Origin of the sequence: Roseomonas sp. AR75 (assembly GCF_005222815.1) — a bacterium.
In the GTDB taxonomy this organism is placed as follows: Bacteria; Pseudomonadota; Alphaproteobacteria; order Acetobacterales; family Acetobacteraceae; genus Falsiroseomonas.
The window spans coordinates 266357-291329 of sequence record NZ_STGB01000004.1; the positions used below are offsets into that span (position 1 = coordinate 266357).

Genomic DNA, 24973 nt, shown 5'->3' on the forward strand with positions numbered 1-24973 from the left:
ACCATATTGTCAGCCACCAAACCTTCCCCAGACGTTGAGCACCTCGGGCGACTCCCCGCCGTGGACCAGCGCCTTCGCGCCAACGCGCACCAGGAGGGGCGCGGGGATTGACCGCCCGCAGATGAGCGCTTCGCCGGTCGAGAGTCCGGGCAGCTGATCAAGGTCAGCAGCGCTCACCATGTCTGAGGTCTTCGCGATGAAGCGTTGATCGTCGGGGTTCTTGAGGCGCATGGCGATCAGCGTGTTGCACTGCGAGGTCACGTCGGGGTCTAGCTTTGACGGACGCTGGCTCACGACCGCGAAGCCCACGCCGAACTTGCGGCCCTCACCCGCGATCTTCTTAATGATGCGGTGACTCACGGCAGGCGCGCCCGCGGGGGCGAAGTTGTGCGCCTCTTCGTAGACTAGGAAGCAAGGACGGATCCGGTCGGTCTTGCTCGACGCGGCGCGCAGAACCTCGCTTGAGATGAGCGCGGTGATGACCTGCTTCGCGGTGTCGCTCAACCCCTGTAGGTCGACGATGACGAGACGGCCCCTGCGGTCGGTCGGTCGGCCAATCATCTCGTAGATGTCGGTCGCTGCCGGCAGACCCGAGTGGTAGAAGCTTTGCGCCTCCTGAAGGACGCGTGAGAGCTTCATCGAGGCGACGGCCGCGCTTCGACCGTTCAGAGCCGTCGCCTCGGCTTGGCTCAGCTCGTCCCATTGTCGCACGTCGTCGATGCCGTCGCCCAGGTAGTGGCGAAGCCGGTTGATGTCCCGCGGCGTCGTGCGCTCGTTGGCAATCCAGTAGCGAATGGCGACGTCCAGAACGCGCTGCTGCGGCTCAGTGAGGCCCGGGAGGATCTCGCTCAGGTCGTCCATCTCGAAGTGGTCGAACTGCAGAGCTAGCTCCCGATTCGCGCCAGCGTACTTCTGCCGGAAGGACGCGTTCTGTGGGCTGTACACGGTGATGCCGGCGCCAGCCTCGCGCAGCCGCGCGAAGGTATCGCGGATAGCCGGCAAGGCCGCCCGATCGCGCTGGTCATCCAATTCGTCGGGCCGCTCGTTGAAGCGGAGCTGCCCACCCGCCAACGCCCGCCCGTACTCGCCGTGGGGGTCGAAGACTACGACGGTGCCGTTATTGATCGCGACGAGCCGCTCGATGATGCGGCCGACGGTGTAAGACTTGCCCGAGCCGGTCATCGCCAGGACCGCGAGGTGCTCGGTGACGAGGCGATCCACATCCAGGAAGACCGGCACCGCGGATACGCCACGCTCGTAGCCGACGAGGTTGCCGATGTGCAGGCTTGAGTGCTCCTGAAACTCGTAGAACGCGCTCAGAAACTGGAAATCCACCGGTTCAACGGGTGAGCCCGGATCGAGAGCGCGGCGGGGTATCTTGATCTGTCCGCTCTCGGAGTCGCGGTAGCCGATGGCCTCGAGTTTCCCTAGAATCTGCTCGCCGGTGACGTGCGCACCAGGGAGCAGCTCGAGCTCGGTCACCGCCTGCCCCAGTCCGGAGTTGTAAAGGACATTGCTGCGGCTGATGCTCACGATGCGTGCGAGCACGTCCGTCTGAGGTGCCCCTTCTTCTTCGCGGTGCCGCACGCGCACGAATTCGCCGCGCCTGCCTGCAAAGGAAGAGTTGAGGACCATCGAGAGGTTCGTCGCGTCGCCGGTGTTGCCGACGAGTCGGCCAAGGACATGGGGGGCCATCTATCGTTCTCCCTTACGTCGCGACGTCGAAGTCCGAGAGCCAGATGCTCTCGATCTCGCGCCGCTTCAGCTCACCGGCGACGCTTCGGCTGTAGTGTTCGAGGAATGGTCCTAGCGCGGTCAGCTCGCGCTCTGCGAGCTGCACCGGCAGCGGGGTCGCCGCGGTACCGCCCACTGCAGTGAGCGCCATAGTCAGCCCAACGATCTCGTCGATGGCTTCGGTCGTCCACGCGGGCGCGTCGCCTACGAGCTGCATTAGGCGCGGCTCCGTCGTCGGGCCGGCGCGGAAGTGAAGGCCTACGACGCCGAGCTCGACGACGTTGCCCGGCTCCATGCGCGGCGCGTGAACGTTCATCCGAAAGGCGGCGGTCCTCGTGAAGCTGCCGAGGATGCCGTGGACGAAGCGTCGTTCTCCCACGCCGAGGATCGCGTCGCGCACGCCGTCGAGGGCGGCGAGCGCCTCGCGGTTTACCGTCTCGGTGGGCAAGATCTGGCTGCGTCCGTCCTGAAGCCGCAGATCTTGCTGCGCAGACTGGATGATTGCGCCGAAGCGCTGCGAAGCGAGGCCGACGATGACCGAACCGCTCGGGTTCCACGGGAACAGACGCTCTCGGTGGCGCGCCCAAAAAGCCTCGATAGCCTCGCGCGTGGCGGCATAAGCAGCCGGATAGCCCGACCCTCCAGCGCGGCTCGCCGTCGGCACCATGCTCCGGTCCATCACCAGCGCCGTGTCGAGGAAGACGAGACGCGAGCGCTCCTCTACGACGGCACGATCGGCAAGCTCGTACGCTTGCCTCATCGCGGCGAGCGCAAGGCGCATCGACTGGTTCTCGTAGTTGATGTCGTCGATCTCGCAGGCGCTGTCCTGGCCTGCTGTCGAGACGGCGTTATGCTCGACGAGCAGGTCGCACCGCGAGGCCGCCGCGCCGTAGAGGAACCCACCGATGGTCTTCGTTGTCGCGGAGTGTGTCGCGATCCCCGAGGCACGGGTGTCGATCGGGTTTGGGCGCTCGACCGCGCGCACGAGGCCCGCCTTCACGAAGAGCGGCGCCACGCGCTCGAGGTCGCGGATCTGCTTAAGGAGCCTCCCGACAGTACCCGGCAGGTGAACTTGCGACTGCACCGCGAGCGTCTGAGCCAGGGTTCGATTGGTGGTCATTGCGTGGTTACCTCGCGGAGCGCGCTCACGTACAGCGCATAGGGGCTCTGCATCACGCGCTCGGTGGCTTCGGTTGTCGGCATGGCACCCTTGACCAGACCTCGAGCGTCGAGATCGTTCAAGAGCGCTCGCGCCCGCTCGGGGGCAATGCGGAAGATCGACGACGCATGCAGTGCCGCGATGGCCTGTTCTTCACCTTCGAAGTTCCCGCTGAGCAGGAACACAAGGAGCCCGTAGTGGTCGGCCGAGAGCGGCATCTGCGCCGGCGCGGCGAAGGGCTTCGCCTCACCCGCAAGCGCAACGAAGCTGGCGAGCCAACGCTGCGTCTCGTCAGGAGCATCGAGCACCGACAGCGACCAGAGAGGGAGGCACGTGATCGCGAACAGCCCGGCCGCGGGGTGCAGACGGTACGATCCCATGCACACGCTGAGGTCGCTCCACGTCGCCCCCGGCAGCGGTGGGGTTTGAAGCTTTCCCTCGAGGCGGTGCGTAACTTCACCGGCAAGAACCTTGGCGAGCCCCTCCCCACCTCCCGGCCCGCCCTCGATGCGCTCCGCTCGCCACGGCACGGGGTGCTCACAGGTTCCCGCGGCGAACGGCGGCACGAGCAGAAGCAAGTGCCCGGCTACGCGAGTCCACTCGACGAGACGCATCTGCTCGCTCTTATCGGCTCCTTGAAACGCGTCGGCGAATGCCAAGACCACCGCACTGCTCTCGGGCAGAGTCGTCGTCGCCTCAGCAGAAAGCACCTCGCGCAGGATCTTCCCGCGCCGATGTGTGGCGAGCCCGCCGTAGAGAAGAACCGGGACGGTCACGACTTCACCCCGAGCCTGTAGGTGCGCCGTACGAGGTTCCGCTTTAGGAGTGCATCGGCCTCTTGTGGCTCAAGCGCTGGGTCGCGCCCCGCGTCGAGCGCGCCGACGATCGCGCACCACCGGTCGAAGCTGATCCCGGTGTCGGCGAGCAGCTTGCCGCCCGCGACCGTGTGCTCCTGCACACGAGCGCTCACCAATTTATGCGCCTCCGAGAGCGCCCCGACGTCCTCGACCTCCTTGAACGAGAGGGCCCGAGGCGCCGCTGCTGCCGTTGCCTGTGCCAATGCCTCGAGACCGCGATGCGCCTTCAGCAACTCCGGCTTTTCAATGAGCTTCTTCCGGTACTCGGTGATCGCGTTCTCCACGGATATAACGTGGCCGAGCAGCTGTGTGAGCGCACGGCGCGGCTCGTCGAGCAAGTCCCGCGCGCGCGACATCAAGGGCTGGAAATTGCCAAGCCGGGCCGGACCGTCGAACTCAGAGCGGATCCGGTCCACTTCCTCACCGCGGGCGTCCTCAAGCGTGTTCTCGATGAGCGCCGGTCGTCCCTGGAGCTTTTCCAGCGCGAGGGCGCCTTTGGGGTAGTGGAAGTCCGCGGGCGCTGCCTTTAGCGCAGTCTGGAGCGCCGATATGCGCTCGGTCGCACCAAGCAGGTCGCTCCGCAGCTTCTCGTACACAGACTTAAGTTCGCGGAAGGCGCTGACGATCTGCCCTTCGCAGTGCGCGAGCGCCTGCTCGACCCACGTCGTCAGATCGATCCCGACCTCATGCGCGAGGTTCTCGAGTTGCACGGTGGCGTCGGCGACCTTGAGGTCACGCAGGTTCTGCCGCAGCGTACCCGGCTCGTTCGCCTGGACCATCTCGGTCTGGCCTGGTACCGCGGCAGGTGCGAGCGCCCCGTCGAGGATGTGAGCGACCTTCTCGAGCGAGAGCGTGAATAGCGCGATCGGGAAGCCATGCAGCGAGACCACGTCGAGGCGCATCTCCTCGGCGAGCGAGATGGTGCGGGCGCGGATGTGGCGTTCTGCTTTGCGAACGAACTCCACGAACAGCGACGCGCGCCGGATGCGCTGCCAGAGCGGCACAGCATCGGACTCGAAGTCGAGCGTCTTGACGTTGTGGTCCTGCTGGATCGCGTTGAATTCTTCACGGCGGTAGACCCAGTCGATGTTGGCGATGACGCGGCGCCGTCGCTGAGCGGATGCACGGAAGTTCTCGGCGGTTGCGGCTTGGGTCTCGGACTTGTCGAGCGCATCCAGGTCGGAGGTGCTGTCGATGAGCTTCTTGCGTGCCGTGAGCGTCTTGGTCCCAGGCGCGCCTACCTCTGGCGCGAACAGCTCCTTCACGCGGCCGATGCCGAACACGGCTTCCATCTCAGCGACCAGCACCGCGTAGTCCGTCTTGAGCCAGTTCTCGGCCTCCTGAACGGCCCCGCGTAGCTCGGCGCGCGTCGTCGCGGTGTAGACATCGGCACTCTGTGCGCCTGGCTTCGGCTTCGCGATGCCCAGCTCGCGCAAGATCGACATCCACTCGAAGTAGGTGTCTTTCGGCTTGATGCCCTCCCACGAGTAGCCCCAGAACCACTCACGCTCGGCGCGCGCAAAGGTCCAGTCGCCGCTCAGCAGGCGGGAGATGGCATCCACGAGGAAGGACGGAAACTGGGGCTCGGCCGCGTCATCGACCCGTGAGAACAGGCCTGCGCGCTCACCGTCGACGTAGCCGGCCGCGCGAGCTTTCGGCGTGACGCCGAGCTTGGCGAGCAGCGTCTTGAGTGCTTCCACGTCGACGCCCGACTTGTCGTCAAGGTGCGCGAGCGTCGTCGGCGCAGGTTTGTCGATGGCGAGGATGCGCCAAGCATGGATGAGCAGCTCCTGCTCAGCCTCCTTCAGCTTTCCAGACGAACGGAGCGGCCACGCGATCCGGCCGAGATCGTTAAGCTGCTGTCGGAAACGCCCGACCTCCTCGGAGAACGGGCGAACGAGGCTCTGCAGCCGGTTGTTGAAGGCGGTGGTAAATCCATGGCCGTCGAGCCGGAACCCTACGCTTGCATGCGTCGGTAGTCCGATTTGATGGAGGATATGCTCCTCGGTCGACGTGAGCTGATAGAGCAAGAGATAGCTCTTGGCGCCCTTCAGCGTGTCGCTCGACGGGTTCGCCATGCGGTCAACCAGCGCACGCGACGACGTAAAAGCGACGATGGGTGTGCGGCCCTCCTCGTCAAACTGCGCGCTCGCCGACTTGCACAGCCGCTCCAGCTCTTCGTCGTTCTTCACCCAGGCGAATAGCACTCGACCCTTGGGGTGCAGTTTGAGGCCGTCAAAGGTGACGAGCCCCCCAGGCTGCTTGCCCTTGGTGAGCGGCGAAGTGGCAATGACGGTCAGGGAGGCATCGCGGATGCCCGATGGTGCCGCGTTGTACGCCCAGTGCTGGTCGATGACCCGCATCGCACCGACCAGCACCTGCTGAGCACGCTGCCGCTCGTCCTGGGTGCGTAGGGCCGAGAGCGCCTTCTCGTGCGCGCCGTTTTGGTCCGGATCGCGGAAGATGAGCGAGGTCTGGCCTTGCTTCCTGTGGCGCAGGTCCAGGCGCGCGATCATCTCGACGCTGGGGCCGACGTGGCTTGCGGTGTCGGCAGTCAGGTCGTCGGCGCCCAGGAAGCGACGCCACAACGCGCGGGCGGCGTCCTCCGCAGCGGCGTGCGGATAAAGGAGCGACACGAGGTGGACGAAATCGCTCTGACGCAGCGGTACCACGAGCGTGTGCTTGCCGTCGGTGCGGCGCTGCCCCCTGGTCTCGTGGATGGCGTAGGTGCCAAGGTTCGATAGGAGCTGGCGCAGATCGAGCGGCTGATCGACGCCGCCCAGCCGCCAGACGCCCCTGTCGCGCGTGAACTTCGAGGCACGCAACGCCTCGGCCGCCTCCAGCTCGTCCCACTCGACGCGGCGGAACATGGTGGCGATGGGCTCATCATACTCGTTCTTCGCCGAGAGCACCGCGGTGCGCGTCTCGGGCGTGTAGCTGTCGAGAGCGACCGGGAGCTGCCCGTAGAGCAGATCGCGCGCCACCGGGAGCTTCGCCTTATCGATTTTCAGCAGCTCGAGCGCGTGATGGTCGAGCACGTGCTGCCGCACGCGACCCGACACGCGCACCAGCTCGTCAAAGAGCGCGCCCACCGCCGGCGCGTCCTTCTCCCCGCGCGCCCGCTTGTCGCGCAGTCGCTCATCGATGCCGGCCATGACGACGTTGAACCAGCCAAAGTTGCCGGCACTCATGGCGTAAGCCGCCTCAACCAAACCCGGGGGGTAGGCCTCAGCGAGCCGCCCGTCAGCGGACAGCGTCTGCACGAAGTCGCTCACGTCGGAAAAAGCGTTCGACGAGAGCTCGGCCAGCTCGAAGCGGCGTGCGGTCGACTGGATCTCGCGTAGCTCGTCGCCAATGGCCGGCGAGCACAGCGCAACGTAGCGCAGCCACGGGAGCTTACGGCGCGGATCCTCCTCCTTGATGGCCTTGCCCATCAGCTTGATGGCGCGGCCATCGAGGTGCTTGATGTCGGTCGCGTCGAGGCCGTAGGTCGCAGCCTCGGCGGCAGTCTCGAGCTCGTCGAGCACCACCAGCACGTATTTGATGCCGAAGGATTGGAGGTACGCGTACGCCGCCTGACACAGGCGCGTCACCAACTCGGGATCTTCGTAGAGCGTTTCGTCGGAGTGGTTCTTCGACGCCTCCAGCGCGTCGGCGAGCTTCTTCGGTTCGAAGCCGGCTACCGTCAGCCGATCGCTCGCTTCCTTGGCGATCTGTCCCTGGATCGAGCCATCGAAGCTACCGCGCGCCAGTGGCAGGAGTGCCTTGTAGAGGCCGTAGGCGAACCAGTTGTCGACATTGTTGTAGTCGTTCGCGACTTGGCTGTAGCGGATGTAGAGGCCGAGGTACTGGTCGCGGTCCTTATCGTCGTGAAAGAGTCTCGCCTTGGTGAGCGAACCATCGTCGCCCCGCACCCACCAGCCGCGCGAAGTGTCGTTGATCTGCGCCACTAGTTCGTAACCAAGGCGCGACTTACCGACGCCCCACTGAGCGATAACCGCAAAGACGTGCGCGAACTTCTCGGCCTCGTCGTCGACGAGGTGGATGAAGTGCTTGAATGCCTCGAAGAAGCGCCCTTGGCCCACGATGGGGTGCGTGAGCGGGTAAGAAGATACGCCGGTCGCCGCCCACTGGTGTTTTGCTTTGTTGATCGTCGTCATCGTGTCAGCTCCCGCGGCGGCTCGAGCGCGCGCCAGGCGTTCTGGAAGGTCTCGTTGAACTCGCTGTGGACCACCCATCGCACGAGCTTCTTCGTGGGATCGGCAAAGAGCCCCCGCCCGTGCCGGGCCTGACCAGGCTCGACGGCGAGCAGTTCCAGCGCGCCGCGCTTCGAGGCTTCGTCGACGAGCGCGTCCATCCAGCGGGCGAAGGCCTCGTCGCCGGGGGTCGCGCCAAAGGTGGCGAGCAGCTCGCGCAGCACCGGCTCGGCCGCGACGAAGCCGCGCAGGTCGGCGTGGCCGCTGGTGAGGTCCGTGAGCGCCTGTGCCGGGGTCGCGGTGCCTGTGAGGTCGGCCAGGAGCTCGTTGGGCAGCGCTAGCACGCCGGTGCGCGACAGCCAGCCCACCGACTCGATCAGGAGCAGCGGCGCGGTTAGCGGTGTGAGCGAGAGGTTGTCCTTGCTGCGCTTGCGCGAAAGGACGTCGGGCGCGTAAGCGAGCGAGTCACAACCCGCGCGCGCGAGCCACCGGGCCGACGTCTGCTGCTCAAGCCCCGAGAACCAGCGCGCAGGCTCGGCGTGCTCGTGCAGCAGCAGCGACGTGCCCGCCCTGAGGCCTGTGCTGGTGCTGCGCACTTTGGACCAGCCGTGGAGCTCCCATTCGCGGCGCTCAAGGCGCAGGAGCAGAAGGCGCAGCCACACGCTCTCGCGCACGAGGAACGCCGCAAGCAACTCGGTACCGCGCGTCGGCGCCTCTTTCCACCGGCGCAGCAGCACCTGCGCTTCGTCGCTCACGGCCCAGCGCCCCTCGGCGCTGCGCGTGACGAGCCCGACGCCGGGCAGACGGCCTTCAGCCAGGCCGAACAAGCCCAGGGCGCCGCGCCGAGAGATGACGCCCACGAGCGCGCGGCCGGCTACGGCACGGGGCGAGCCAGCCTCGGGCGGCTTGGCGTCGAGCACATCGAGTGCGCGGAACCACGCTTCGGGATCGCTGGTCTCGGTCCAGAATGTCGGCCGCTCGAGGTAGAGCGTGCGCGTCATGCGTTGCCTCCCTCTGCTGGAGCGGCACGCGCAATGCGCTCCCTGGCCCAGCCCTCGGAGGCACGGCGGATGGCGGCGGTCACCGGCGAGCCGAGCCGGTAGAACGCGCGACTGCCCAGTGCGCGGTAGCAGGCGTCGGAGAACGACGGGTGAATCGTGTAAGCCGGTCGTCGCGCGCCCGAGCCGTGCTCGAAGCGCCACACATCCCGGCGCTGAACGGCCTCGATGACCAGGGCGAGCTTGTCGTCGAGGGTGCTCGCGGTGACGCGGTGGGCGAGCACTGTCATGCCGAGTTGGGCAAGGGTGCGCTGGCAGAGCTCGCCGAGCGAGCCGCAGCGGATCTCCTCACCGCTCGGCAAGGTCACCACCACTTCGACGCGCGGCGGGCTGAGAAACAGCGAGGCGTGCGCGGGCTCCAGCTCAAACGCGATGCCGCCCGACACGCGCTCGGCCTCCCACGCCTCCTTGGTGAAGGTCATCTGCGCCAACAGGAACGCCCATGGGTGGTGCAACGCCCAGCGCATCGGGTCAGTATCACCGCTCTTGCCGTTGAGCGCCCCGCTCAGGACCACCGTCGTAGTCGTGGCTTCGGTCGGCGTCGGCAGACGCAACAGCCGCCCAGGTCGCCACGTCGCCTGGGGATCGTCGAACGCCACCTCCGGCAACGCGGTCGGCAGCGTCGCCTTCGTCGGGTCTGCCGCGATAGCGGCGGTGGCGGCCAGCACACGGAGCAGCACCGGGAACGCGGCGGCCTCGTGCGCGGGTGTCGTCAGCACCTCACGCTCCAGCTCCCCGAACGGGGTCGCCGCCAGCGACGGCGCCTGCACGTCCACCAGCTCGCTCGCCAGCGCGCCCACCTGGTTGATCGCCTCGGTCAATGCCGCGATATCGCCGCGTTCGCCCGTCTCGGCGAGGCGCGCGCGTACGATGCGCAGCCACGCCTCGCGCACCTCGGGTACGAGCGACAGCACAGCGGGCAACGCCTCTCCCGGGTTCGGGAGCCGGTCGATGAGGGTGACCACGGCGGGGCTCGCGACGGCTACCTCGCCATGCTCCCTCCACAGCCCAGTCGTTCGCACGTTCTCCAGGGCGCGCAAGGACGAAGACGGCGCCTCGCCCTGCACGAGCAGGGTCCGCACATCTTCGACGAGGCGCGTGAGCGTGCGTCCCTGGAGCGCCGAGAGTGTCATGCGTCCTGCCCATCCGGCTCATCGAGGAGCGCGTACAGCGCATCGACGTCGGCAATGAGCGGCTTGGCGTCCGGTGCGTCGCTCTGTTGGATCGCCTTCAGGATCTCGCGGTCCGGGCTGCGATCGCCGGCCTCGAGCGCCTTCTGCGCGGCGACGAGGTCGGCCTCGTTGATGCGGCCGTCGATCAGGTGCTCGACGAGGGTCGTTGCCACACTCGCCAAGACCCTCGCAGCGTCGAAACAGCGGCCAGCGGCAAGCATCTGGTCGTCGGTCGCGAACCACGCTTCACGATCGACATCAGGTACCGCCGGAATAGGAATCTCGAGCAGCTTTACGTCCGTCGGATACGAGTGCGCGGTGATGCCGCGGATCGTCGACTGGACTTGCAGATAGCCGATCGCGGTCTTCAGATAGTGGCGGACGAACGACGCTGGAATCTGCGTCCGGTCGACGCGCACAACCATGACCTCGGTCGACGGGTATGGTCCCTCCACCTGCGAGTAGGTGACGTCGCGTCCGATGTAGCTCTTGTTGTGCGCAGCATTGCAGAGCAGCAGGTCATGAGGTGCGAGCGCACGTGAGCCATCCGCGGGGCGTTCGACGATGCGAAGCGTGCCTTCGACGAAGCTGCGCCCGAGATTTGTGACCGTTGCCTGCCGCACGCCCTCTTCCGCTTCGGGCTGGCTCTGGCCGTTGACCACGAGGGAGCACAGGCGCTCGAGCGAGCGGGTCGGACCGCCCAGCTGCCGGAAGTACTGCTCCACCGCCGACGGGTAGAAGTGGGCGTCGAGGCGCTCCGTGAGGGAGCGCGCCGCAAGCCGGCGCGTGCGCTTCGCGAAGTCGATTCCCGTCGGCGGAACGATGAACTGCGCGTGAATGTTCGCCACAGCGGCTTCAAGCATCCGCGCGCGCTCGCGCAGCCGCTCGGCCTGCCGAACCTTGTCACCGATGTAGCGCTGCGCCTCTGCCGCGATCTTCAACAGGGGCACGCGCTTGAAGTTGTAGAGGTAGACGTGCTGCTGGACCGCGCCGCCAGCCTCGCGATTAAGAAAGACCTGACCTGGCGCGCTCGCGATCCACGCGGCGACGAAAAAGCAATCGTATCCCGCCGAAGAAGGGTTGAACTTGATCGTGTCTTGGTTCGAATTCGCCTCGTTGAGGCGCTCGGGGAGCACCGCGCACAAGCCAATCGTCCCAGATGTCGAGACAACGATGTCCCCCGGCTTGAGCTGAGACTTCTCGAGCAGTCGATGAGTGGATGGCGTCACATACGCAAGACCAGACTCGTTCAGCAGCGGGCTGCCGAGCGCCTCAGCCTTGATGTAGGGAACACCGCTTGCAGCGTCGCTCCATTCGATGTCGTTGCACAACGCGTACGCGCCAAACTGCCATGGCTCACACACGCTGCCGATCGACTCGGTCTTGAGTCCACTCCTGCTAATGGCCGCCCGGGTGTCGAAATAGGCACGGGAGTAGAAACCCGTGTCGAGTCGTTCCGGGCTGAACTCAGTCGCGCGAACGCGGACATGCCGTTCCGGGCTTGCCATCACTCCCCCCGCACGTACGCGCCGACGATGGCGGCCAGGTCGTTGGGGACGCCCGCGCTGTAATCCTCGACGTTGTTCTTCACGACGTAGCCGAGGGTCTCGGCGACGGCCATAAACACGTCAGTCTGCGGCTCGTCCTGGAACTTCTCGGGGTCGTCCCTGCGCGCATGGCGCTTCTGTACGTAGAGCACGCTGGTCTTGGCGCCCGTGCCCGAGAGCTTGAAGGCGTCGGCAGGCAGGCTGATGACGCCCTTCACGATGGCCTTGCCTCCGTGGAACTCGCCGGTCGCGTCGTCTTTCGTGCCCATGATGTACTCGCGCACGTAGCTGTCGCCGGAGTTGCAGAGAACGCCGTCGGGCAAGACGATCAGCAGGCGCCCGCCCGGCTTGAGCAGCTGCAGGCAGCGGTCGATAAAGAGCACTGCCGGATCGATGTTGGTGGAGCCCTCCTTCCAGACGTTCTTGCTGTTGGGCTTGCCGCCCATCGCCAGGCCCGTGACAGTGGGCGAGTAGTCGAAGCCGCCACCTCGCCCGGTCCGCTCCGTGAGGTCGGAGCGGAAGGTCGCGAGGATCTTCTCCATCGCTTCCTCGTGCGCCTTCTTCGCTTCCTCCTGCCCTTTGTTGAACTTGGGCGTCCCGAACGGCGGGTTGGTGCAGATGAGGTCGAAGGTGCCGGGCTCGAGCTGCGGGCTGATGAGGGAGTTCTGCGTGTAGAAGATGCGGGCCTTGGGAGCACCTAGAAGCGCCATGTTCACGCGGGCGAGCATCACCATCTGGGGCGACGAATCCGCGCCCACGAAGCTGTGCTCGCACATTTCGGCGAAGAGCTTCTTCTTCGCCTCGTCGGTGGCTGTGGCCTTGCCGCCGAGCTCGTCGAGCGTGCGCCGGAGGTGACTCAACGCTACGGAGAGGAAACCGCCGCTGCCGCAGGCGGGATCGCAGAAGCGGAAGGCCGGGCGGCCCTTGCCGTCGCGAGCCACGAGGCGCGCGGCGTCCTCGGTGCTCTCCTTGATATCGTGGAAGGCGAGCGCCAGCATCGCCTGCTTCACGGGCGCCGGCGTGAGGTAGATGCCGAGCCCGCCCTTCGACTCGAAGTTCGCGCGCAGGAAGACGTCGAAGGCGCGGCCGAGCACGTCGGCGGCGATATCGGCGAGCGTGCCCTGCTTCTTCACCGTGTTGCCCTGGTTGTCGGTGACCGGGCCGAGGTCCTGGATGAGTGAGAGCACCGCCTCGTAGTTGCCCGGCTGCGCCAGGCGCAGGTGGGCGTTTTTGTCGAAGATGGCGTGCTTCTCCCCGGCGTCGTCGGTGACGACGTAGTCAGGGTGCAGCTTGAAGTGCTCGAACGCCGATTGGATCTCGGCGACTGCCTTGGCGCCGTTTGCCTTCACATGTGCCGCGGTGAAGACGTCCTTCAGGTCCAGCTGCTTGCCGTCGTGCGCGAAGGTGAGCGCGCCCAATTCGTGAGCGTGATGCAGGCGGAACGACTCAAGGAAGAGGAGCTTCGCCACCTCCTCGATGATGTCGTTCTTGCCGTTCACCCGGTCCTTGTGCGTCTGGTAAATGCGCTCGTGCAGGGCGTTGAAGCCCTTCATCAGCCGGTCGTACATGCGCATCGACCAGCGGTAGGTCGGGTCGGCTTTGATGCGCTTGTAGTCGTTGATCTCTGCGAGGCCCGGGAGCTTGTCGATCTGGTGCGGCGGGTACGCGAGGTCGAAGAAGGCCTCGAGCTTGCCCTCGGCGTCCTTCACGACCGCGAACTGCGGGTACTGGTCGGCCTGCGTCTCGGGCGGCGGCAGCGAGTACGAGAGCACCTGCACCTCGTCGGCGTTTGCGCGGCCCCACGCGCCGGCAGGCAGCACGAGCGCCAGGATGCGCGGTGTCTCGACGCCCTCATGGCGGCCCCAGACGACGGCGGCCGCCATGTCCGGCTCGCTGGTCTTCAGCTCGAGAGACTGATCGAAGCCCGCGCTCGAGAGCAGGTGAACCATCGACCTGAGGAGGTTGCTCTCCTCGGAGGCGACCGTCGTCGCGTGCGCTACGTTCTGCTGCTGCTTCTTCTTGGCGGCCATGCGTGTCTCCTGAGCGCTTACGAGGCGATGCGGATGAGATTCGGGCCGAAAACCTCGAGCCCAGCGGTGCGGCGGGCGACGGCGAGCACCTGCTCGTCGGTCGTAACGACGTGTTGAGATAGGCGGGCGCGCACCTGGGCGGCCGGCACGGGCTTGCCCGCAAACGAGTGCACGGCGTCGACGATAGCGGCTCCGAGGTCGTCCTCGGCGCTGGCTGCGATAGCGTGGAATGAGCCTGTGCCGTCGCGCGTGACGCCGCGGGCGCAAAGAAGGAAGAGCTCGAGCTGGTCTCGTGTCCACGCGCTGCCGGACAGGCGCACGCGCTCGTGCAGCTCGCTGAGGCCGAGCCCCTTCAGCTTCAGACGGGCGAGCAGCTCGTCTGCCTGGCGCGGCATCATTGGATCGCCTCCTTCGTACGCGGGTGCGCCTCGGCGAACGGCCGGTGAGTGGCGTCGAACAGGGCGGCCATCTCGCTCATGAGCGCGGCCCATTGGCGGTCCTGAGCGCGGCGCTGGGCGTGATGGCGCTCGACGGCGCGCTGCCAGCGGTCGCGGACCTCGCGCGGCGGAACCGGCACCCGCAGCGAGCGGAGCGCCTCGGGCGGAACGAACTGCTGCACGGATCCCACCACGAGCCGCGCGGCGTGCGAGCGGAGCGCGTCGGTCGAGAGCAAGAGCGCCCACGCGGCCGGCGTCTCGCGGAAGCGCACGCGGACCCAGCCGTCGGCCGGGAACGTGTTCTGCGGGACGTCATCATCGACGTAGGCGGTGCGGAAGCTACTGCCGAGCGTCGAGAGCAACACCTCGCCAGGGACGAGGGGCCTCGCCAACATGCGGCTAGGGACGAGCTCCTCCTTCGCGTCGTCTGCCGGGGCGACGAAGAGGTCATCGCCGACGTCGCGGAGACGCAGAGACCGCGCTTGCTCGGGAGCGTCGGCGAGGCGTGCTCGATCGTCCCAGGATGCCAGGTCGGCGATTGCGACCCACCCCAGGTCCTCGGCGAGACTGGTCTGCTCGGCGCGCAGCGCGGTGGCCGTGGGCAGCCAGGTCTCGTGGGTCAAGGCGTCACACGCGAAGAATACTCCGCTGCGAAGCGAGCGCGTCGTCGTCGGGGCCGCGCTCGTGCACTCATTGGCCTCGGTGCGGACACGGTGCATCGCCTCACCGACCAGCGCCTGCGCGTCTAGTGCGTCTCGAAGGCGGGCCGACAGCCCATCCATCTCGGAAGGGACCGGCGGTACACGCAGCGCGGCGAGCGCCTTGAGTCCAACGCGGTCGAGCACGCCCGATTCGAGAAACAGAAGCCGCTCGTAGCCCGCCTGGTTGAGGCAGAGCGCGACCCACGCTCCAGCCGCGCGCGACAAGTCACGGACGATGAGCGTGTTGCCGTCGCCCGGATGGCGCTTGGCGGCCGGGGAGACAAAGACCGCGCGCACTGGCGCGAGCTTGTTCAGCACCACGTCGCCGGGCCGCACGCACCAGCGCCCCTCAATGTCGGGCGAGGCCCAGTGCTGGGCGCTGAGCTGAAGGCGCAGTGGCTTGATGTTGGCCTGGCGATAGACCGGGGTGGAGGCCGCGCGGGGATCGTAGTCGAGCGCCGTCGGCGTCTCGCTGACCCTCCAACCCTCGATGATTGTGCCCCCCAGCTCGTGGATCGTCTGGCCGGCGATGCCTGCCCGCAACGCGGCGGCGGTTGCGCCGGCGAAGTACGAGGGGAGCCATCCTGGGGCGGCTTCCAGGAGGCTCGGCGGAACAAAACTGGCTGATACGTGCGACCTCACAATGCGTCAGTAGGCCCATCGATATACGCTGTCAATAAAAATGTGAGGTTGCACGTACAATGCCATTCGGTCTCGGAGGTTAAGGCGGCACGGCGTTTGCTCGCGGCGTGCACATCGATGCTGGATCCGCGGCCGTTGCGGATCCTCCGCCGTGTGTCGGGGGGGGCAGGAGGGCCGATCGCAACGCTGGGGGTAGCGGGTTCAGGGGCGCAGCAGTCGGCAGTTGTGTGCCGCTGGCTGCGGGAGCCGCGGCCCGCCGGTGGTGCGGGCGCTGGGCCCTTGGTATCAGGCGGTCACTGTCGACACTTCCCCCTCTGCGCCTCCCACTCCACCGGCCACGCCCCCATCGCCCACGCGAGCGTCATCCCCTCCGGTTGCCGCCCGTCCAGGATGGCCTCGACGATGTCCGGCGCCAGCAGGGTCAGCCGCAGCACGCGCGAGACGTAGGACGAGTTGATCTTGTCGGCCGCGGCGAGCTCATTGATGGTGGCGAAGCGCCCGGTCTCCAGCATCCGCCGCCACCGGAACGCGCGCGCGACCGCCTTGATGAGCGTGATGTCCTGCCGGCGCTCCAGCGCCAGCACACCGGGCGTGACCATCGCCTTCCGGCCGCCGCGTGGCTTCACCCGAAGCGGGATGACCACCGTGAGGGTGTGCGCCGCCTCACTCATGCCGCCGCCCTCCCGGCGTCGGGCTCTCGGGCGGCCAAGTCGCGCACCAAGCCGCTGAGCCCGTCCAGCCGAAGGCGGACCGCAGCGCCGGCCGCGCGGATGTCAACCCGGTCGACCAACAGCCGGACGATGCGCGTCCGCTCGGCGGGAAAGAGCTCGTCCCACAGCGGCTCGATCCGCTCCAGCGCCAGCAGCACCTCCTGCTCGGTGACGTCCGACGCCGTCGCGCGCGCCGCCCGCCATGTGCCTACGACCATCTCGGGCTGCCGCAGCAGCGCGCGTACCTGGGCGACCACCGCCGCCTCGATTTCGCCCGCCGGCACCCGCGGGATCGCCGGCCGCTCGGTGGCACCGCCCTTCAGCACCGCCTGGCTGACATAGTAGCGGTACATCTGCCCGCCCCGGCCGCGGCTGTGGCTCGGCGACATGGCGCGCCCCTCGCTGTCGAAGATCAGCCCGCGCAGCAGCGGCGCGGTGGTGTTCCGCGTCCTGTTGATCCGCACCCGCGGGCTGACCTGCAGGACGGCGTGCACCGCGTCCCATTGCGCCTAGTCGATGATGGCATCGTGCTCGCCGGGATAGGCCGTGCCCTTGTGCACCGCCTCGCCGAGGTACACGCGGTTGCTGAGGATGCGGTAGACGTCGCTCTTCGTCAGTGGCCGGCCGCGCTTCGTGGTGGCGCCCTCGGCGCGCAGCACCTGCACCAGCCTGGTGCAGGACTCCGTCTCGACGAAGCCGTGGAAGATCCGCTGCACCAGCGCGGCCTCGGCGTCGTTCAACACCATCTTCCGGTCGCGGACGTCGTAGCCGAGCGGCACGTAGCCGCCCATCCACATGCCCCGCTTGCGCGACGCCGCCACCTTGTCGCGGATGCGCTCGCCGATGACCTCTCGCTCGAACTGGGCAAAGCTGAGCAGGATGTTCAGCGTCAGCCGCCCCATGCTGGTGGTGGTATTGAAGGACTGAGTGACAGAAACAAACGTCACGCTGTTCGCGTCGAACACCTCGACCAGCTTGGTGAAATCGACCAGGGAGCGGCTCAGGCGATCGATCTTGTAGACCACCACCACATCCACCAGCCCCTCCTGGATGTCGGCGACCAGCCGCTTCAAGGCGGGGCGTTCCAACGTCCCGCCAGAGATGCCGCCGTCGTCATAGCGGCCCGGTACCAGCACCCAGCCCTCGGCGCGCTGGCTGGCGATGAAGGCCTCGCAGGCCTCACGCTGCGCGTCGAGGGAATTGAACTCCATGTCGAGCCCTTCCTCGCTCGACTTCCTGGTGTAGACCGCGCAGCGCAGTTTCCGCACCGTCGCCGGCATCGCGCCGACCGGCTTCGCGTCGCGCTTCATGCGGCACTCCGGCTCGGGCGCAGCCCGAAGAATACGCGCCCGTTCCAGCGCGTGCCGGTGATGGCGCGCGCGATGGCCGACAGCGACTGGTAGGGCTGGCCCGCGTATTCGTATCCGGCGCGCGTCACGGTCACGACGTGCTCGACGCCCTGGTACTCGCGGATCAGCTGCGTGCCGGCGATCGGCTTGTCGTCACCGCGCATGCGGCGGACCGTGACCTTCCCGCCGTCAAGCTGCTCGCCCAGCGCCTCGAGGCGAGCCAGCGTATCGGGCTTCAGGCCGCCATAGGCGAGCTCTTGGATGCGGTAACCAAGCCGGCTCTCCAGGAAACGCCGGTTGTATGGCGGTGGCTCGGTGCCGAAGAACTCCCGCCACTGCTGCTTCAGCGCCGGCGTGGCCGCGGTCTTCAGGGCGGCGAGCCTGCCCAGCACATCGGCGGGCGGAATTGCCGGCGCAGTAAACGTGGGCGCGGCCTGGGTCTTCGTCTTCCTCGTCATGCGTCTCTCCGGTTGGTCCGGTTCGCATGCAGGCGCTGGGTGGCCGGGAAGTGTAGCACCGGCTCTCCGCGGTCCGCGGCGTCGCGCGCGGCTTCCTCGGCAGCGCGGCTGCGGAGCCGCAGCAGGCCGCGGGCGAGGAGATCGCAGACCTCGCGGAGGTGGGGCGGGAGTTGCTGATTGATCGGCAGGGCCATCGTGCCGCGAAGATCGATCGGACGAGAGAATCGCGAAACAGCAAATCGGCACCCCTGCGAAGCCGAGCGACAAAGAAAGCACCAGAGCGAAAATCCGCATTGCGCGAGCACCGCGCCCGCTGCATTCATATTCATCGTGCATCGAGACATGGCACGCCACGCCAACGACAGGTCGCGAGGAGCGAATGCCTGCCGCCCGAGGGTTGGAGTTCATCGCCGACGGCGTCCTGTCTGAGGCCATCAGCAGAGCGCCTCCCGACCACTTCGTGATCTGGACCGGGCACGCCTATTCGTCCTGGCAGACATCGCTACGATCGCGCGCCCTGGCACGGATCACGGAGGTGGGCGAGCCGGTGCCGCTTCGGGAATTGCTCCGCCGCGCTGCCCGCATCGATGGCGATCTCGGCTTCGATCCCGACACGGTCCGCAGCGGTCTCCGGCTGCACCAAGGTGCGAAGCCAGCCGTCTATCTTCTGGTCGAGCGCAACGACGCAGGCGACTACACGGCTGTGACTGACATTCCATACGCCGGACCGGCCTTTCGCCGGATCACGAGGGGCGCGGTGGTGCTGGATGGTGCGGGCCGCCTCATCGTGGAAGGCGTAAGGCTACCCACCTCGGCAAAGCTGACCGCGGCGCAGAGGCCGCTTGCCTATCATGACGTACAGCGCCATCCGTCCGTGCGCCCGGAGCCGCCTGCTCCGCAACAGGAGATGGGCTCAGTTCCGCGATCCGTCGGAGCATCGGCGCCGAACCGGACGCCGCCGGCCGCGGCGACGGCGCTGTTCGACATCCACAAGCCAAGGTTGGTTGAGGACGCGGCGCGGCTCAGTTTCTGGCGCAACGAAGACCTGGCGTCAGACCGGCCCCGCGCGCTGCGGGACGGCGACGCGCGGATGCGGCGCCGCGCGATGCTGGCTCTGCCTCACATGCAGCCGCTCGCCACCTTCGCCGAGCGGCTCCGCTTGGCCAGGCCCGGCACCGAGGTGCCGGACTTCGACCCGTTGGACGGCGGCGTGAACGCGCAAGCCTTGTTCCTGTTCGAGAAGCCAGGTCCGATGGCAGGCTCGTCAGGCTTCATCAGTCGGAACAACGACGACCGCACGGCAGAGGCGACGTTCCAGTTCATGCGCGCCGCCGATCTGCCACGCGAGGCAACGTGCCTCTGGAATGCAGTGCCATGGTGGAACGGCACACGAGAGGTCTCGGCGGCCGAACTGCAGGAGGGTGCCGACTCTGCGCTTGAGCTCATGCAGCTCCTGCCACACCTGCGCGTCGCCATCTTGGTCGGGCTTCGAGCAGGTAAGATTGCGCGAGAGCTTCGGCAGCGGGGGCTCGCGGTGCTGGTCTCGTATCATCCGTCGCCGATCAATCGCGCGGCTGCTCCAGCGAAGTGGAATGCCATTCCTGCGGATTGGGCGCGGGCGAAGGCCCATCTCAGATAGGCTTCTCCGGGGCCGCGCGGTGACCAGCCCGATGCCGAACGGCGCGCCAGTCCGATGGCCGATCAAAGCGCCCCGACCAGACCCCACGGCCGTGCAGCCGCGCTTCTTCCTCCACGGCGAGATAGGCCCTGCTGTAGCGGCGCGCCGCCACCGCCAACCCATCGGCCACCATCTGCGCGGCGACATCGAGGCCCGACGCCGCGCAAATCGCGACCAGCCGCCGATACCGATCCTGCCGGCGCCCCTCGCAGGTGAGCTGCGCGGCCTCGGTCATCGCGGCCAGCATCGCCGCGGCATGCCGCCCACAGGGCCATACTGTGCCGTCATCGGCCTCGCAGCGCTGCCGCAACTCCGGAGCGTCAATGCCATGCAGCCGGATGCGCGCACCCTCCAGCACCAGCGTGTCGCCGTCGATGACGCGCGCCTGCCCCTGCAGCACGACCGGCTCCGCCGGCTTCGCCTGCGTCGGCAGCGCCAGCAGGCCAAGGGCGAGCACCGCGGCCGCGGGGCGCAGGCGCGTCACAGCCGCTTCGCCACCCAGATGACGCGGCCGATCATGTGCACCTCCTCGGCGCTGCGCTGGTAGGTCTCGTAGGCCGGGTTCACCGACTTGATGACCACGGTCGCCGGGTCGGAGTTCGGGACGTGCTCGACGCGCTTCGCGACCACGCCCATGCCGTCCCAGATGACGAAGATCCCCGGCGGGACAGGAATGCGCTGGCTGGTGTCCACCATGATGCGGTCGCCCGAGGACAGCAGCGGTTCCATCGAGTCGCCGTCGATGGTGATGAGGCGGAGCTGCTCGGGGTTGGCGCGGAACTCGTGGCGGATCACCGCTTCCGGGAATAGCCAGCTCGCCTTGGCCTCCTCGATCCCCTCGTTCATCGCTCCGGCGCCCGCCGAAGCCCGCACATCCAGTTCCGCGACCGCGGCATAGCCGTCCAGGACGCCCTTGGGACGACGACGGAGCGGCGGCGGCTCGACCGGCGGCGGCGCCGGCGGCTCGGGCTCAGGCGCGCGCAGCTCTGAAACCGGCACGCCGAGGAACACCGCCAGCGGTTCGCGCACGTCGTCCGGCAGCACCTTCGGCACGCCGCGCGTGACGTACTGGTGCAGGTATGCGGCGTTGCGCCCGATCGCGAGCGAGGCGTTCTTCAGATCGGTGCCGCGTTGCTGGATGAGCTTCATGACCAACAGGCGGGTGGGATCGAGTTCCACGACGGCTAACTCCTTGCCGGTGCTGGATAGGTAATAGGCTATTTTTTCAATTTGACCAGCCTCAACCTTCCCGGCATTCCTAGCGTCAGCCATGCGAACGTTCAGTGAACAATTCCTCGCCGAGGTGGAGGCCTTCCTCACCGCCTCCCGCATGAAAGCCACTGATTTTGGCCGCGAAGCCGTCGGCGACCCGAGCTTCGTCACCCGCCTCCGCCAGGGCCGGTCACCGAGCCTCGCGACCGCCGACAAGGTCCGCGCCTGCATGCGCCGATTGGAGGCGCGCTGTGCCAAGGGAGCGACCCGGCGATGAACGACCGGCCTATCCAGCACATCAACCAGGCGCAGCTCGCCCGCCGCTGGAGCCTCAGCCCGCGCACCCTGGAGCGCTGGCGCTGGCAGGACCAGGGTCCCGCCTACCTCAAGGTCGGTGGCCGGGTGCTCTACCGCCTCGAGGATGTCGAGGCGTTCGAGCGCGCCGCGGCCCGACAGCCGGACGCCCTCCGCCGGGAGGCACGGGCATGACGCGCGCGGCTCGCCTTCGCCCGCTCGACGAGGCTCGCTTCACTGCCTGGCTGCAGCGCGCCGAGGCCGGCGAACGCCTCACCTACTGGCGTGGGCATCTGGCGATCGATGCCTCGCCCCTGGCGTCGCGGCTGGGCGGTGAGGATCGGCTGGAGCTGGATCGCGTCAGCCGTCTCGCCTGGAACATGGCGCAGCAGGGCTGGCTGGATCTGCTGCAGCAGCGGCACGGCGCGCACGACTTCAGCTACGTCGCCGTGCGGCGACGCCACGAGCCGGCCATGCCGGCGAGGCTGGCCGCGTGATGCGCCCGCTCCGCCACGTCCCGGAAATGATGGCGATGCCTGCCGCCGACGACGGGTAGGCCCACCCCTCCGCGCTTCCCTCCCCCCCGTTCCTGTCCTGCCCTCCCGGAGCATCGCTGCATGTCGTCCGAACGATCCCCCATTCCCGAAGTGCAGCTCGCTGCGGCGGTGATCCGCCGCGCGCTCGACGATGCGCTGACGCCGACCGACCGTCTCGCCCGGACGCACCTGACCGAGACGGCAGACGGCCCTCGCCACAGCGTATCGAGCGGCGTCACGGCGCGCGAGCGCGAGGAGGCGGTGCGCTTCCTGCTGGACACCTCGGAGCGCTGGTCGCAGTCGCGCGCCACCTGGTGCGATGCCGCCGGTCTCGATCCCGACATCCTCGTCCGCCACGCCATGCGGCAGATCCCCGCCGCCGCCATCCCCATCGACATCCGCCTGGCACGGCGTCTCGCGGCACCCGCGGCGGCAATGCGGGAGGCGGCGTGATGGGCAAGGCATCCCGCGACAAGGGCCTGCGCCGTGAGCGGGCGATCGTCGAGATCCACACGAAGTGCGGCATTCGGGCCGAGCGTGTGCCGCTATCCGGCGCGACGCACTACCGCGGCAATGGCGGTGACGTCGATGTCTACGCCCGCGGCGCCGAGCCGCTGAAGGCCGAGGTCAAGGCGCGCGGCGAGGGCGGCGGCTTTCGGATGCTGGCACGCTGGCTCGGCGACAACGACGTGCTGTTCCTGTGGCGCGACCGGCAGCCACCACTGGTCGTGCTGCAGCTGCATGCCTGGCTCGAAGTCGGCGGCCGCAGCGCGCGGCTCGATCCGGACGCCGACACGGCGCGGAGCGAGCGCCGCAGCGCCATCGAGCAGGGGCCGGTCCCGCAGGCCGATGCCATCGCACGGAGCGCAGCATGACCAGGCTCCGCCTTCTCGACGCGCTGGGCCGCCTGCTGGGTGGCGTCGCCTTCGCGGCCAGCGTCATCGCCCTGCTCTGGGCAGCCGAACTCCTGCAGGTGACACGATGAGCAACCGCACGACGCTCGACCAGCTTCGCGCGATGTCGGCGGCGCAGGTGGACGCGCTGCCCCTCGACCATCTCGCGCTGCTGCTCGAAGACGCGGCCGATCTGCGCGCCGAAGCCAAGCGCGTCTCGGACCTGCTGCACGACGCCCTGCACGCCCGCTTTGCGGAGGCGGCCAGCGCCACCCGTCGCGCTGAGGGCAAGGACACCGGCCGTGTCCGCCTGGAGCGGGACGGCTTCGAGCTCATCGCTGACCTCCCGAAGAAGGTGGACTGGCAGCAGGCCAAGCTGACCGCGGCCGTCTCGACGCTCCGCGAATGGGGCGAGGATCCGGCCGACTACGTCGCCACCCAGCTTCATGTCCCTGAAGCCCGCTTCAGCGCGTGGCCACCGCGCATCCGCGCGCTGTTCGAGCCAGCCCGCACCGTCGCAGCCGGTCGCCCAACCTACACCCTCAAGAGGATCGAGGCATGAACGACAACTACAAGCGCCCGCCGATGGTGGGCAGACGGCCCCTGCCCATGGCCGAGCAGATCCGGCGTGCCGGCGACCAGGCGGTGCCGATGCTGGTGAACATCCACCTTCGGGCGTGCGTGGAAGCTGCGGCTGCCCTCTACGCCCTCACCAAGGATGAGGAGGACGGCGGCCCCGACCCCGAGGCGGCCGAGGAGCGGCTCGGCCGCGTCCTTCGCCTCCTGCTCACGGGAGAAGCCTGATGCACGAACTCCGCATTCTCGTCTCCATCCCCTTGGAGGGCGACGCCATCGCGCGCGCCAAGGACGTGGCCGCCTTCGAGCCGACGCTCGACAGCTTCGCCGAGGTGGTCGCCAAGGCCGGTGGCGACATCAAGGTCGACGTCATCAAGGCCAAGCCGCGCACGGCGAAGCAGGAGACGCACTGATGGCGATCTCCCTCGCCTCCCTGCGCACGAGCAGCAGCCTCATTCCGCCGCGGCTGCTGCTCTATGGCGTCGCCGGCGTCGGCAAGACCAGCCTCGCGGCCGCCGCGCCGAATCCGGTCTTCCTGCAGACGGAGGATGGGCTCGGCGTGCTCGACGTTCCGACCTTCGGCCTGCTCCGCAGCTATGCCGATCTGCAGGAAGCGCTCGACTCGCTCTACGGCGAACCACACGACTTCCAGACCGTCGTGCTGGACAGCCTGGACTGGTTGGAGCCGCTGATCTGGCAGGAGACGGCGCGGCGCAACACCTGGTCGAACATTGAGCAGCCCGGCTTCGGCAAGGGCTATCTCGCTGCGCTCGATGTCTGGCGCGACTTCCTGGACGGGATGAACTTGCTGCGCGCCGAGCGCGGCATGGGCGTGATCCTGATCGCGCATTGCGACATCCGCCGCTTCGACAGCCCAGAGACGGAGCCCTACGACCGCTACGTCATCAAGCTGCAGCAGCGCGCCGCGGCGCTGGTGCAGGAACATGTCGATGCCGTGCTGTTCGCCAACTATCGCGTCAGCACCATCAAGACCGATGTCGGCTTCAAGAAGCAGGTGGTGCGTGGCGTCTCCGGCGGCGACCGGCTGCTGCACACCATCGAGCGCCCGGCCTTCCTCGCCAAGAACCGCTTCAACCTCCCGGAGAGCCTCACCCTCGACTGGGCGAAGCTTGCTGCCGGCATCCCCTTCTACGCGCAAGAGACCGCGGTCGCCGCGGAAGGAGCCGAGTGACATGGCCCAGCTCAATCAGCACTTCGACGCCAACGCCGTCGAACCGGCCGCTCCCTTCGAGCTGCTTCCACCCGGGCACTATGTCGCGCAGGTCGTGCAGAGCGAGATGCGCCCGACAAAGGCCGGGACCGGCCAGCTGCTCTGGCTCGAGCTCGACGTGATCGAGGGCCCGCACCAGGGCCGCAAGATCTGGGACCAGCTCAACTTGGTGAATCCGAACCAGCAGACGGTGGAGATCGCGCAGCGCACCCTCTCGGCGATCTGCCACGCGGTCGGGCAGCTTCAGGTCAGTGACAGCGAGCAGCTTCACCTGCGGCCGCTTCAGGTGACGCTCGTGGTCGAAGTGGACAGTCGCGACAAGCACCTGCCGCCGCACGAACAGCGCAAGCAGAACAAGGTGAAGGGCTACGCGCCACTCGGCAACGCGCCGGCCCCGCGTGCCGCGGCCGCACCCGCGTCCACGCCGCGCACCGCCCCTCCGCCGCCGCGCCCGGCGCCGGCTGCGACCACCGCCACGCCGCCCTGGCGTCGTGCGGGGTGAG

25 protein-coding genes and 1 pseudogene are annotated in these 24973 nt (G+C 67.8%); 11 read left to right on the forward strand and 15 right to left on the reverse strand.

Going from position 1 to position 24973, the window contains the following annotated elements; translation table 11 throughout:
- Positions 1-9: 9 nt before the first annotated feature.
- From E4T13_RS15295 to E4T13_RS15355, 13 genes and pseudogenes are all read right to left on the reverse strand, one after another.
- Positions 10-1695: an ATP-binding protein gene (locus tag E4T13_RS15295; RefSeq protein ID WP_137179168.1), complete on the reverse strand. Its 1686-nt coding sequence runs from the start codon at positions 1693-1695 to the stop codon at positions 10-12.
- A 13-nt stretch (positions 1696-1708) separates the two neighbouring features.
- Positions 1709-2854: a hypothetical protein gene (locus E4T13_RS15300; RefSeq protein ID WP_137179169.1), complete on the reverse strand. Its 1146-nt coding sequence runs from the start codon at positions 2852-2854 to the stop codon at positions 1709-1711.
- Positions 2851-3669 (reverse strand): hypothetical protein, encoded by an 819-nt coding sequence (locus E4T13_RS15305; RefSeq protein WP_137179170.1) that lies wholly within the window; start codon positions 3667-3669, stop codon positions 2851-2853. Before E4T13_RS15305 ends, E4T13_RS15300 begins: the two co-directional genes overlap by 4 nt.
- Positions 3666-7910, reverse strand: a complete 4245-nt coding sequence (locus E4T13_RS15310; protein WP_137179171.1) for a hypothetical protein — start codon at positions 7908-7910, stop codon at positions 3666-3668. Before E4T13_RS15310 ends, E4T13_RS15305 begins: the two co-directional genes overlap by 4 nt.
- Entirely contained in the window at positions 7907-8947 is a 1041-nt protein-coding gene (locus E4T13_RS15315) for a hypothetical protein (protein WP_137179172.1), read from the reverse strand. Before E4T13_RS15315 ends, E4T13_RS15310 begins: the two co-directional genes overlap by 4 nt.
- The gene (locus E4T13_RS15320; protein WP_170985021.1) at positions 8944-10137 is read right to left on the reverse strand and encodes a hypothetical protein; all 1194 of its coding nucleotides are present in this window, start codon (positions 10135-10137) and stop codon (positions 8944-8946) included. Before E4T13_RS15320 ends, E4T13_RS15315 begins: the two co-directional genes overlap by 4 nt.
- The gene (locus E4T13_RS15325; protein ID WP_137179174.1) at positions 10134-11684 is read right to left on the reverse strand and encodes a hypothetical protein; all 1551 of its coding nucleotides are present in this window, start codon (positions 11682-11684) and stop codon (positions 10134-10136) included. The genes E4T13_RS15320 and E4T13_RS15325 overlap by 4 nt, the downstream gene beginning before the upstream one ends.
- Complete coding sequence (locus tag E4T13_RS15330; protein WP_206030189.1) at positions 11684-13753, reverse strand: N-6 DNA methylase; 2070 nt, start codon at positions 13751-13753, stop codon at positions 11684-11686. The genes E4T13_RS15325 and E4T13_RS15330 overlap by 1 nt, the downstream gene beginning before the upstream one ends.
- A 17-nt stretch (positions 13754-13770) precedes the next feature.
- Positions 13771-14151: a hypothetical protein gene (locus E4T13_RS15335; RefSeq protein ID WP_137179175.1), complete on the reverse strand. Its 381-nt coding sequence runs from the start codon at positions 14149-14151 to the stop codon at positions 13771-13773.
- Positions 14148-15434 (reverse strand): hypothetical protein, encoded by a 1287-nt coding sequence (locus tag E4T13_RS15340; protein WP_137179176.1) that lies wholly within the window; start codon positions 15432-15434, stop codon positions 14148-14150. The genes E4T13_RS15335 and E4T13_RS15340 overlap by 4 nt, the downstream gene beginning before the upstream one ends.
- A 392-nt stretch (positions 15435-15826) precedes the next feature.
- Complete coding sequence (locus E4T13_RS15345; protein WP_137179177.1) at positions 15827-16204, reverse strand: hypothetical protein; 378 nt, start codon at positions 16202-16204, stop codon at positions 15827-15829.
- Positions 16201-17553: pseudogene (locus E4T13_RS31055) on the reverse strand (recombinase family protein). Before E4T13_RS31055 ends, E4T13_RS15345 begins: the two are co-directional and overlap by 4 nt.
- Positions 17550-18050, reverse strand: a complete 501-nt coding sequence (locus E4T13_RS15355; protein ID WP_109872817.1) for a DUF2924 domain-containing protein — start codon at positions 18048-18050, stop codon at positions 17550-17552. Before E4T13_RS15355 ends, E4T13_RS31055 begins: the two are co-directional and overlap by 4 nt.
- Before the next feature lie 379 nt (positions 18051-18429).
- On the opposite strand from E4T13_RS15355, the gene E4T13_RS30215 reads away from it, so the two are divergent.
- A complete protein-coding gene (locus E4T13_RS30215; RefSeq protein ID WP_206030190.1) occupies positions 18430-19689 on the forward strand; it encodes a uracil-DNA glycosylase in 1260 nt (419 codons plus the stop codon).
- On the opposite strand, the gene E4T13_RS15370 is transcribed toward E4T13_RS30215, so the two are convergent.
- Both E4T13_RS15370 and E4T13_RS15375 read right to left on the reverse strand, forming a co-directional pair.
- Positions 19682-20212 carry a thermonuclease family protein gene (locus E4T13_RS15370; RefSeq protein ID WP_170985022.1) on the reverse strand — a complete coding sequence of 177 codons (531 nt, stop codon included), beginning with the start codon at positions 20210-20212 and terminating at the stop codon, positions 19682-19684. The two genes, E4T13_RS30215 and E4T13_RS15370, sit on opposite strands and share 8 nt — an antisense overlap.
- Entirely contained in the window at positions 20209-20907 is a 699-nt protein-coding gene (locus E4T13_RS15375; protein ID WP_137179179.1) for a S24 family peptidase, read from the reverse strand. The genes E4T13_RS15370 and E4T13_RS15375 overlap by 4 nt, the downstream gene beginning before the upstream one ends.
- Before the next feature lie 91 nt (positions 20908-20998).
- Between E4T13_RS15375 and E4T13_RS15380 the strand changes: the two genes are divergently transcribed.
- The 10 genes from E4T13_RS15380 to E4T13_RS15425 all read left to right on the forward strand — a co-directional run bounded on the left by E4T13_RS15380 (position 20999) and on the right by E4T13_RS15425 (position 24972).
- The gene (locus E4T13_RS15380) at positions 20999-21217 is read left to right on the forward strand and encodes a hypothetical protein (protein ID WP_137179180.1); all 219 of its coding nucleotides are present in this window, start codon (positions 20999-21001) and stop codon (positions 21215-21217) included.
- A complete protein-coding gene (locus E4T13_RS15385; protein WP_137179181.1) occupies positions 21214-21429 on the forward strand; it encodes a helix-turn-helix domain-containing protein in 216 nt (71 codons plus the stop codon). Before E4T13_RS15380 ends, E4T13_RS15385 begins: the two co-directional genes overlap by 4 nt.
- On the forward strand, positions 21426-21731 hold the full coding sequence (locus tag E4T13_RS15390) for a hypothetical protein (protein ID WP_137179182.1): 306 nt from the start codon (positions 21426-21428) through the stop codon (positions 21729-21731). The genes E4T13_RS15385 and E4T13_RS15390 overlap by 4 nt, the downstream gene beginning before the upstream one ends.
- Before the next feature lie 120 nt (positions 21732-21851).
- Positions 21852-22223, forward strand: coding sequence for a hypothetical protein (locus E4T13_RS15395; protein WP_137179183.1), 372 nt, complete (start codon positions 21852-21854; stop codon positions 22221-22223).
- Positions 22223-22645: a hypothetical protein gene (locus E4T13_RS15400; protein WP_206030191.1), complete on the forward strand. Its 423-nt coding sequence runs from the start codon at positions 22223-22225 to the stop codon at positions 22643-22645. Before E4T13_RS15395 ends, E4T13_RS15400 begins: the two co-directional genes overlap by 1 nt.
- A gap of 106 nt (positions 22646-22751) precedes the next feature.
- Positions 22752-23225, forward strand: a complete 474-nt coding sequence (locus E4T13_RS15405) for a hypothetical protein (protein ID WP_137179184.1) — start codon at positions 22752-22754, stop codon at positions 23223-23225.
- Positions 23222-23467: a hypothetical protein gene (locus E4T13_RS15410; protein ID WP_137179185.1), complete on the forward strand. Its 246-nt coding sequence runs from the start codon at positions 23222-23224 to the stop codon at positions 23465-23467. The genes E4T13_RS15405 and E4T13_RS15410 overlap by 4 nt, the downstream gene beginning before the upstream one ends.
- The gene (locus tag E4T13_RS15415; RefSeq protein ID WP_137179186.1) at positions 23467-23652 is read left to right on the forward strand and encodes a hypothetical protein; all 186 of its coding nucleotides are present in this window, start codon (positions 23467-23469) and stop codon (positions 23650-23652) included. Before E4T13_RS15410 ends, E4T13_RS15415 begins: the two co-directional genes overlap by 1 nt.
- On the forward strand, positions 23652-24431 hold the full coding sequence (locus E4T13_RS15420) for an ATP-binding protein (RefSeq protein ID WP_137179187.1): 780 nt from the start codon (positions 23652-23654) through the stop codon (positions 24429-24431). Before E4T13_RS15415 ends, E4T13_RS15420 begins: the two co-directional genes overlap by 1 nt.
- A 1-nt stretch (position 24432) precedes the next feature.
- A complete protein-coding gene (locus E4T13_RS15425) occupies positions 24433-24972 on the forward strand; it encodes a DUF669 domain-containing protein (RefSeq protein WP_137179188.1) in 540 nt (179 codons plus the stop codon).
- The last annotated feature ends 1 nt before the right edge of the window (position 24973 follow it).

Excerpts from the sequence above, each read along its gene's own strand:
- E4T13_RS15345 (WP_137179177.1), bottom strand. The coding sequence starts at position 16,204 with ATGAGTGAGGCGGCGCACACCCTCACGGTGGTCATCCCGCTTCGGGTG.
- E4T13_RS15410 (WP_137179185.1), top strand. The coding sequence starts at position 23,222 with ATGAACGACAACTACAAGCGCCCGCCGATGGTGGGCAGACGGCCCCTG.
- E4T13_RS15415 (WP_137179186.1), top strand. The coding sequence starts at position 23,467 with ATGCACGAACTCCGCATTCTCGTCTCCATCCCCTTGGAGGGCGACGCC.
- E4T13_RS15315 (WP_137179172.1), bottom strand. The coding sequence starts at position 8,947 with ATGACGCGCACGCTCTACCTCGAGCGGCCGACATTCTGGACCGAGACC.
- E4T13_RS15295 (WP_137179168.1), bottom strand. The coding sequence starts at position 1,695 with ATGGCCCCCCATGTCCTTGGCCGACTCGTCGGCAACACCGGCGACGCG.
- E4T13_RS15420 (WP_137179187.1), top strand. The coding sequence starts at position 23,652 with ATGGCGATCTCCCTCGCCTCCCTGCGCACGAGCAGCAGCCTCATTCCG.
- E4T13_RS15400 (WP_206030191.1), top strand. The coding sequence starts at position 22,223 with ATGGGCAAGGCATCCCGCGACAAGGGCCTGCGCCGTGAGCGGGCGATC.
- E4T13_RS15325 (WP_137179174.1), bottom strand. The coding sequence starts at position 11,684 with ATGGCAAGCCCGGAACGGCATGTCCGCGTTCGCGCGACTGAGTTCAGC.
- E4T13_RS15310 (WP_137179171.1), bottom strand. The coding sequence starts at position 7,910 with ATGACGACGATCAACAAAGCAAAACACCAGTGGGCGGCGACCGGCGTA.
- E4T13_RS15425 (WP_137179188.1), top strand. The coding sequence starts at position 24,433 with ATGGCCCAGCTCAATCAGCACTTCGACGCCAACGCCGTCGAACCGGCC.
- E4T13_RS15380 (WP_137179180.1), top strand. The coding sequence starts at position 20,999 with ATGCGAACGTTCAGTGAACAATTCCTCGCCGAGGTGGAGGCCTTCCTC.
- E4T13_RS15300 (WP_137179169.1), bottom strand. The coding sequence starts at position 2,854 with ATGACCACCAATCGAACCCTGGCTCAGACGCTCGCGGTGCAGTCGCAA.
- E4T13_RS15390 (WP_137179182.1), top strand. The coding sequence starts at position 21,426 with ATGACGCGCGCGGCTCGCCTTCGCCCGCTCGACGAGGCTCGCTTCACT.
- E4T13_RS15335 (WP_137179175.1), bottom strand. The coding sequence starts at position 14,151 with ATGATGCCGCGCCAGGCAGACGAGCTGCTCGCCCGTCTGAAGCTGAAG.
- E4T13_RS15405 (WP_137179184.1), top strand. The coding sequence starts at position 22,752 with ATGAGCAACCGCACGACGCTCGACCAGCTTCGCGCGATGTCGGCGGCG.
- E4T13_RS15330 (WP_206030189.1), bottom strand. The coding sequence starts at position 13,753 with ATGGCCGCCAAGAAGAAGCAGCAGCAGAACGTAGCGCACGCGACGACG.
- E4T13_RS15320 (WP_170985021.1), bottom strand. The coding sequence starts at position 10,137 with ATGACACTCTCGGCGCTCCAGGGACGCACGCTCACGCGCCTCGTCGAA.
- E4T13_RS15355 (WP_109872817.1), bottom strand. The coding sequence starts at position 18,050 with ATGACGAGGAAGACGAAGACCCAGGCCGCGCCCACGTTTACTGCGCCG.
- E4T13_RS15385 (WP_137179181.1), top strand. The coding sequence starts at position 21,214 with ATGAACGACCGGCCTATCCAGCACATCAACCAGGCGCAGCTCGCCCGC.
- E4T13_RS30215 (WP_206030190.1), top strand. The coding sequence starts at position 18,430 with ATGCCTGCCGCCCGAGGGTTGGAGTTCATCGCCGACGGCGTCCTGTCT.
- E4T13_RS15395 (WP_137179183.1), top strand. The coding sequence starts at position 21,852 with ATGTCGTCCGAACGATCCCCCATTCCCGAAGTGCAGCTCGCTGCGGCG.